The organism is Avibacterium volantium (genome assembly GCF_049366555.1).
GTDB lineage: Bacteria > Pseudomonadota > Gammaproteobacteria > Enterobacterales > Pasteurellaceae > Avibacterium > Avibacterium volantium_A.
The window spans coordinates 59,528-67,106 of sequence record NZ_JBMMGT010000013.1 but is presented as its reverse complement, the minus strand read 5'-3'; the positions used below and the strand labels follow the sequence as shown (position 1 = coordinate 67,106).

The 7,579-nt window shown below is 41.9% G+C and carries 10 protein-coding genes and 1 pseudogene; 7 read left to right on the top strand and 4 right to left on the bottom strand.

Translation table 11 applies throughout. The features are described 5' to 3' along the window. The 4 genes and pseudogenes from ACLS0A_RS06000 to ACLS0A_RS05985 all read right to left on the bottom strand — a co-directional run. Positions 1 to 201: pseudogene (locus tag ACLS0A_RS06000) on the bottom strand (hypothetical protein); the annotation flags it as partial. Beyond that, positions 191 to 1,351, bottom strand: coding sequence for a beta-ketoacyl-ACP synthase III (locus ACLS0A_RS05995; protein ID WP_416082666.1), 1,161 nt, complete (start codon positions 1,349 to 1,351; stop codon positions 191 to 193). The gene ACLS0A_RS05995 and the pseudogene ACLS0A_RS06000, both read right to left, overlap by 11 nt. A gap of 2 nt (positions 1,352 to 1,353) precedes the next feature. Continuing rightward, on the bottom strand, positions 1,354 to 2,280 hold the full coding sequence (locus tag ACLS0A_RS05990) for a dialkylrecorsinol condensing enzyme (RefSeq protein WP_416082661.1): 927 nt from the start codon (positions 2,278 to 2,280) through the stop codon (positions 1,354 to 1,356). Positions 2,281 to 2,417: 137 nt separating this feature from the next. Next, on the bottom strand, positions 2,418 to 2,843 hold the full coding sequence (locus ACLS0A_RS05985) for an excinuclease ABC subunit A (RefSeq protein WP_103853655.1): 426 nt from the start codon (positions 2,841 to 2,843) through the stop codon (positions 2,418 to 2,420). 149 nt (positions 2,844 to 2,992) lie between these two features. Here ACLS0A_RS05985 and ACLS0A_RS05980 point away from each other — a divergent pair, with 149 nt between their 5' ends. The 7 genes from ACLS0A_RS05980 (at position 2,993) to ACLS0A_RS05950 (ending at position 7,577) form a co-directional block, all read left to right on the top strand. Beyond that, positions 2,993 to 3,406 (top strand): hypothetical protein, encoded by a 414-nt coding sequence (locus ACLS0A_RS05980; RefSeq protein ID WP_416080621.1) that lies wholly within the window; start codon positions 2,993 to 2,995, stop codon positions 3,404 to 3,406. A 66-nt stretch (positions 3,407 to 3,472) separates the two neighbouring features. Next, positions 3,473 to 3,868, top strand: a complete 396-nt coding sequence (locus tag ACLS0A_RS05975) for a hypothetical protein (protein WP_416082660.1) — start codon at positions 3,473 to 3,475, stop codon at positions 3,866 to 3,868. A gap of 6 nt (positions 3,869 to 3,874) precedes the next feature. Beyond that, positions 3,875 to 4,627, top strand: a complete 753-nt coding sequence (locus ACLS0A_RS05970) for a beta-ketoacyl synthase chain length factor (protein ID WP_416082659.1) — start codon at positions 3,875 to 3,877, stop codon at positions 4,625 to 4,627. Next, entirely contained in the window at positions 4,612 to 5,373 is a 762-nt protein-coding gene (locus ACLS0A_RS05965) for a lysophospholipid acyltransferase family protein (protein ID WP_416082658.1), read from the top strand. The genes ACLS0A_RS05970 and ACLS0A_RS05965 overlap by 16 nt, the downstream gene beginning before the upstream one ends. A gap of 5 nt (positions 5,374 to 5,378) precedes the next feature. After that, positions 5,379 to 5,636, top strand: a complete 258-nt coding sequence (locus ACLS0A_RS05960; protein WP_103853659.1) for a phosphopantetheine-binding protein — start codon at positions 5,379 to 5,381, stop codon at positions 5,634 to 5,636. 8 nt (positions 5,637 to 5,644) lie between these two features. Next, positions 5,645 to 5,923 (top strand): acyl carrier protein, encoded by a 279-nt coding sequence (locus ACLS0A_RS05955; protein ID WP_416082665.1) that lies wholly within the window; start codon positions 5,645 to 5,647, stop codon positions 5,921 to 5,923. Then, positions 5,916 to 7,577 (top strand): AMP-binding protein, encoded by a 1,662-nt coding sequence (locus tag ACLS0A_RS05950; protein WP_416082657.1) that lies wholly within the window; start codon positions 5,916 to 5,918, stop codon positions 7,575 to 7,577. Before ACLS0A_RS05955 ends, ACLS0A_RS05950 begins: the two co-directional genes overlap by 8 nt. The last annotated feature ends 2 nt before the right edge of the window (positions 7,578 to 7,579 follow it).

Below are 7,579 nucleotides of genomic sequence, written 5' to 3'. Positions count from 1 at the left end.
CTTTTCCCCTTTTTTAACCGCCTGCAATGCCTGTTCAGTCAGTTCATTTAAGGCATCAACGGCTTGGTGGGTAGCAAATTCTTCCGTTTGCCAGCCTGTGCTAGTGCTAGGCTGGTAATGCCCATTTTGCGTGGCGTAGATGATCTTTTTTTGCCCGCGAAAAATGCGACTATTGTCTTGGGGAATGTCATCAATTTCCATTCACCACCTCCAACAGCATAAAACAAGAGGAAAAACGACCGCTCTCAGGAATATAGCACAGCACTTTCTGCCCATTTTTGAGTGGGAAAGTGCGCATAAACTCTTCTAAAATAATGTAAATGGAAGCGGAGCCTGTGTTTCCTTTTTCGGCAAGGTTGGTAAACCATTTTTCTTGCGGAATATCAAACTGAATGCGCTGTAACCCTTCCGATAATTTGTTACGGAAAAAGCCTGAAGAATAGTGCGGTAGAAAATAATCAATTTTTTCAGCGCTGAGCTGATATTTGTCGATTAAACGCGATAAGGCTTTTTCCACCGTGTAACTAACGATATTTTCATTGAGCAATTTTACATCTTGTTTAATTGCCATTAGGCTGTATTTGTCGCGGTGTTCGTTATCCACCGCTTTCCAGCTAATAAACTTGCCATTGTCGATTTCTGCCCCTGCATACATACAAACAGGCATTTCATTGGCGTAGGAGATGAGATCAATCCAATGAATTTTAAAGCTAATGCCTTGTGGATTTGGGCGGTGGCTGAGTTGTGCTGCACCAGCTCCATCTGATAGCATCCAACGTAAAAAATCTTTTTCAAAGCCGATTTCAGGCTTGGCATTGTCTAATTGTTTATGATTGATTTCTGAACGAAAATTTTCGCTCCGCATTACTGCTGAAGCCGTTTCGGAAGCAACCGCAATCGCATTTTGATGCTCCCCTGTGCGAATGGCATTATAAGCGTGTTTCATCGCCGCCATTCCCGCCACGCAAACCCCAGCGGTGGTTAGCACTTCGCAAGCCGGCGCATTGGGAATTAAGCCGTGTACCATCACCCCTTGCCCCGGCATAATTTGATCAGGGTAAGAGGTGCCGCAGGCTAAACAGTCAAGCTGCTGTATATCAAAGCCCTGTTCCACTAATTTTTCAATGGCACAGACTGCAAGTTCTGTGCTGCTGTGCGTAGCTTGGCGTGTTTTTGGATCAAGGGCGTAATAGCGTGTGCGAATGGCATTAGAACGTAAAATCATATTGCGGACACGGGAAGGCACATCACCGACCATTCCCAACACGGCTTCCATTTGATCATTGGTAACGGGATCATTTGGCAAAAAACTTGTCACAGAATTAATATAAACCTCAGAAAGTTGCGACATCATTATTCTCCAGATGGTGCAGCAAAATAGCGTTTTTGGCGTTCAAGTTTTTCTTTTAATAAAGGTTTTAGTAAACGCTTAATTAGGGCAGAAATTGGCACAACGGTAATAATTAATAAGACTAAAAAAGCAATATAAACATACAGCACCGCTTGGCGTAAACGTGGCGAAATTTGACCGCACTTGAGTAATAATTTCCCCCATAAATAAAAACTGCGGTGTCCCACTTTTTCACTCATCATCAGTTTCTCATCAATTTGCACCGCGCCCATATGTTGAAATAGCGGTTGATCGAGCGAGGCATTTTCTGCTAATTTTTCTGCAAGTTCTCGACCAAATCGCTGCATATCGGTAATATTTTCTTCACTAATGCCGGCGCTAGGTAACCATTCATAAGGACGCTTTTTGCCTGTAAACAGCCATAAGGGCGTGGTGATAAAACTTGCCCACGCATTAGATTGATCGGTTTTAACAATATTGCCCACCAGCGTTGCGCCCGCTTGATGTAACAAGGCTTTGACTTTTTCTTGTGCCATTAACCACATATTACGACAGCCGATTAAGGTGATCACAGGCGTGTTGTGCAAGACTTGTTTACCTTGCTCACTTTGCAAAAACGCAGTAATGGGTTGAGAGGGGGAAAGAAACCAAACGCTATAGGCGATGATCACTAAATCATAGTGATCACGCTGTAATTGTGGTGGTTCAATTGGCGCAGGTTGTAAGTGAACACTTTCAGGAAAGGTGTTAAAAAATGGGGTAAATTTCCACGGAAACGCATAATCTTGCTGCGGTTTCACCTGAAATTCTTCAATAATGATCTCTTGCTGTGTGCATAATGGTTGCAGAAAATTCTCTACTAAACGAGAAAGTTGCCCTGTTTGTGAATAAGAAACCACAAGGATATGTTTAGGTGAATGCGTGTCCATAAAGTTAAATGCTAAAAAATGTGTGCCAATAAAATTCGGCGCGAAATTATAAATTTGATAATGTGATTGTCAAGCCAGCTAAAATGTTAAGTGCGGTGTAAAATTTCCAAATTTTCGACCGCACTTAAAGAAATGAATTAGCGAACAATATCGCCTTTTAAGGCAACGCCACTCATTAAATTACCAGCGTGGCATTCGTATTGTGTTGTACTACGATAAGGATTTTTCTTATAGAAACTAATAAGGTTGCCCACTTTGGTTGCACCTTGTTTTTTCGCTGTATCTTGGAATTGTTTCACTACAGTTAGAAACGCCCATTGACAAGATTTTTCATCGCTCTTATTTGCCGCATTGGTTTTACGATTACTCACTAACCCCGCTTTGACAACTTTACCTGGCGCAGGTTTGCCAAAATAAAGTTTAATTTTTGGATCTAACACTTCTTTTGCTTCAGGAGAATTTAATGCTTCCTGAATGGAGTAATAATGGGTGGTATCTCTAGGGGCGCAAGCTGCGAGTAAAAGGGCTGTTAAAGCAATAGCAAGTTTTCCTGAATGTTTCATAGTTTTTCCTTTTTTTGTGAGCATTAATAAAATGCGTGAGATTAGGTGATTATTCTATCGTAAACGGTTGCTTTTCCGCTTGGTAATTTAACGTAAATTAAGGTAAACTTCCACAATATTTTTTATTAATAACTAATTAGGTTTTTATAATGAAAAAATTATTTTCCATTTGTTTATGTGCCGCGACTTTAGTGAGTTGCGCTGCTGGTATTAGTGATTCACAACCTGTGCAATTAAGCAGCCTTAAACAGCCATTATGCGTTACCACTGATTTACGAAAAGCCCCTGAAGATTTTGCTGACGCGATTTTAGCGAGCTTAAAGAAACGTGGCATTAAGGCAAATTTTGTTAAATCACGTGAACTAGCAGGCTGTACATCAATTTTAAAAGCAGCTGTTCGCGGTAATCGCACCATTATTGCCCGTGCGCGTTTAACTGTTGTGCAAGATAAGCAAGTGCTTGGCTCTATCACATACAAAAGACGTGGCGATGAAGCAGAGCGTGTAAAAGAAGTGGGCTTGCAAGGTCAAACAGACTTAATGATTAATGAATTATTTCAATAATATTCCTTAGTTCTTATTATTAATTCACTGAGTTTCTTCCTGAGTAAATATTTGAAGGATTTGACAATGAAAAAACTACTGGCAATAAGCGCATTAGCGTTCGTTTTAACGGGGTGTATTTCAGCAGATCCCGTGCCAGTCCCTGTGCCCTTGTTAAAACAGCCATTATGTGTTACCGCAGATTTGAAACACGCTCCAGTCGGCTTTTCTAATGCCATTTTGACGAGTTTGCAAAAGCGTGGAATTCGTGCATATTTTGCTAAACCAAATGAATTAGTAAACTGTAGTTCTGTATTAAGAGTAAGCTTGCGTAACAACCGCGCTATTATTGGTCGAGCTCGTTTGACCGTTGAGCAAAATAAACGAATTGTTGGTCTTGCTGTGTATAACAAGCGCCAAGAGCGAGTGAAGCTGGATTTACAAAGCCAAACTGATGTAATGATTAACAAATTATTTAGATGATAATCAATGAACACCGAAATTTGTCAGTTTAATTTTTCCTTGCGTGGCTGGAAAGTGATTACTAACCGTGAACTTTCTCGCCAAGATTGGCAATTAGGCGAAGCTCATTGGGCGAAGAATAGCCATTTATGGCAGCCTTTTGCACCTAAGTTAGCCTTTCTTCCCCCTTTAAAACGGCGACGTTTAAGTGAGCTGGCTCGCTTATTTTTTGAAGCCGCTTGGGATCTTATGGAAGAACAACCAAATATCCCTGTGGTTTATGCCTCTGCCAATAGCGAAATCAATCGAAACTTTGCCCTTTGGCATAGTCTTTTAACAGAGGGTGATGTTTCACCGACTTCATTCAATTTATCTGTGCATAATGCGCTGGTGGGGCAATGGTCGGAAATGCGCCAAGTCAAAGCAGAAACCACGGCAATTATGGCACAACAAGATAATTTGGAAGTGGCATTGCTTGAGGCTTATTTATTGTTGCAAGAAGGGCAAGAACGCGTGCTTGTGGTGGTTGCAGAATCCCCATTGGCAGAACAATATAATGCCGAACCTGTGGTGCGTCAGCCTTTTGGTTATGCGTTAGCCTTAGTAGTAGAAAAAGGCAACCAATATCAACTTAGCTTACATTGCTCTGAAAAACGTGGCGATCTTGCAGAAAAATATAGTGATAATGCGTTATTTTGGGTGCAGCAACAATATTTAGACCAATCTCAGTGGCAAACCCCAAGTTCGCGTGGAGATATTTGGTTATGGCAGAAAAATTAGATTGGCTACGCCGTTTTCTTGCCACTGCCATAGGATTCGTTTTTTGGGGCGTGGCAGGAACATTATTGCAACTGGTGTTATACCCTTATGCACGCCGCCCACAAAACTTAGCTACGCAATTAAAAGTACGCCGTTTTGTTGGAAAAATTTGGCATTATTTTGTGCGTTTTACTGTTTGGAGTGGCGTGCTAGAAGTCAAATATCAAGGTTTTGAAAAATTAGGGCGTGCCGGGCAATTAGTTATCGCCAATCACCCCTCTTTGCTTGATGTGGTGCTGACTTTAGCTAAAACACCAGAGCTAAATTGCATTGTGAAACAAGATTTATTGCGTAACCCAACAATGCGAAACCAAATTTTGGCTTGTGGATTTTTGCCGAACACAGAATCCCTTGAGCTGTTAGAACAATGCGATAACGTGCTGAAAGAACAGGCAATTTTACTTTTCCCTGAGGGAACTAGAACAGGTTGGGACGGTGTGGTGAAACTTAACCGTGGTGCAGTATCTATTGGTTTGCGTAGCGCAAAAGTGATTACTCCTGTGGTGATCAAAATGCACCCGCTGAATTTCAAAAAGGGGCAACCTTGGTATCAATTACCTAAAAGCCGCATTACTTATGAGCTCTCTGTGGGAGAGGACATTGACCCACAAACTTGGCTTGCTGAAAAACCTTTACCTTTGGCAGCACGTCGCTTAACACAATATTTAAACGATTATTTTAATTCTCAAACTCAACAAAAAGGATAAATAAAATGGAATTAGAACAACAACTTAAAAATATCATTATCGAAAGTTTAGCATTGGAAGACATTAGCCCAGAAGATATTGAAAATGATACATTGCTGTTTAGCGATGAGGGCTTAGGACTAGATTCTGTTGATGCGCTAGAACTCGGTTTAGCAGTACAAAAAGCCTTTAATTTACAATTAGATAGTGAACAGCACGCATTGCGCGATCACTTCACTAATGTCAATACTTTAGCCGCCTTTATTCGCTCACAACAAGGTTAATGACGATGATGACAGAACAACAAATCCAAGATTTACTTTCTGAAGCCCTGGTATCTTTATTTGAAATTGATCCCAATAAAATCACACCAGAAACGAATCTTTATGAAGATCTAGAAATTGATAGCATTGACGCCATTGATTTAATTGACTACATCAAACGCAACACAGGATACAAAGTGAAACCTGAAGATTTCCGCAATGTGCGTACGGTAAATGATGTGGTGCAAGCAGTGTTAAAAATGAGCCAAAAAGCCCAACAAGCCACAGACGACTCTCAGAATGCCTAATTACACGGAACATAGTCTTATCGCCACGCAGCCCGATTGGCGCTATGGCGATTTTGCTTACAAAGCCCTACAAATGGCGCAAGCGTTCAAACAGCAAAAAGTGAAATCTATTGCAGTTTGGTTAGAAGACGGCGCAAATCTTGCCTGCACCTTGCTTGCTGCTTGGCAGGCTGATGTACGCGTGCTTTTTCCACCCAATTTAACCCAAGAAAGCCGTGAATGGGTTGCGCAGCACGCTCAGTTCTGGTTATGTGATAATGACGCTGAACTCTCACCTTATATGGCGTTTAAGGATTTTGGTGGCGATCAGCAGGTACAAAAACAAGAAAATTTTGCACCGCACTTTGATCGTAACGCCCAAACAGAAATTTGGCTGAAAACCTCAGGCAGCACGGGGGAAGCTAAAACCATCGTGAAAACCGCGCAGCAAATGTGGCGCAGTGCGCAAGTGTTGGCAGAGGCTCTGCCTTTCCCAGCGGATAATCAATGGCGTGCCATTAGCACGGTGAGCATTCAGCACGTTTATGGCTTAACCGTGCATATTATGATGTCGTTAGCGCTTGGCTGGCAAATTGGGCGTAAGCAATTATTTTATCCTGAGTGTATCAAATCAGCGCTTAACCAATCAGAAAATGCCGTGCTTGTGAGTAGCCCTGCAATGTTATCAAGTATTGCTTGGGACACAATGGCAATGCCAAAAAATCTGCGTGGTATTGTTTCTTCAGGTGGCGCATTGGCTGAAGATGTTTCAACTCAAATCCGTGCAGCAACTCACGCTCCTGTGGTAGAAATTTACGGCAGTACGGAAACAGGCCCAATTGCAATCCGTGATGATATTCATCTTTGGCAAAGGTTACCAAATAGCCAGCTTGGGCAAGATGAACAAGATGCCTTATGGATTGAAGCGGACTGGATTTCAGGACGCGAGCAAACCGCAGATGTAGTGGAATTTGAAGACTCAGGCTTTCGTTTACTTGGACGTTGTGATCGTATTGTGAAAATTGGTGATAAGCGCACATCTTTAGTGAGCATTGAACGCCAGTTATTACAACATCCTTTTGTGGAAGATTGTTATATCGCACGCCACCCCGAGCAAAATCGTTTAGCGGCGTGGGTGGGATTAACGGAGGTTGGCATTAATGCTTTCCGTGAGCAAGGTCGCCGTGCATTAATCGCCGGGCTGAAACAAGCTGTTGCTGCAAATCAAGATAAATCCGCCATTCCACGTTTTTGGCGTTTTACTGATAAATTACCGCGCAATAGTCAATCGAAAATTAATAAATTAGCCTTTAATCAAGTTTGTGTGGAAAGCGTGCTTGATCCTATTTGGTCTAGGCCTGAGCTCGATGGCAATCAATATGTTATCAAAGGCAAAGTGCCGTTAGAGTTGCGTTTCTTAAAAGATCATTTTGCTGAATTTCCCTTAGTGCCGGGCGTGATTGAGTTACAATGGATCAGCGAAAAAATGCAGGATTTTTTAGGTAGGAATCTTAATTTTTCGAGCATTGATCGTTTGAAGTTCCAGCATTTTTTACGTCCAAATGATGAATTTGAACTCACGCTTAGTTGGCAGCCTGAAAAGCGGCGGATCGCGTTCCAGCTTAAAGTTGCCGAAGAAACTTGCTGTAGCGGTGTGGCACTTTTAACGGAATAACA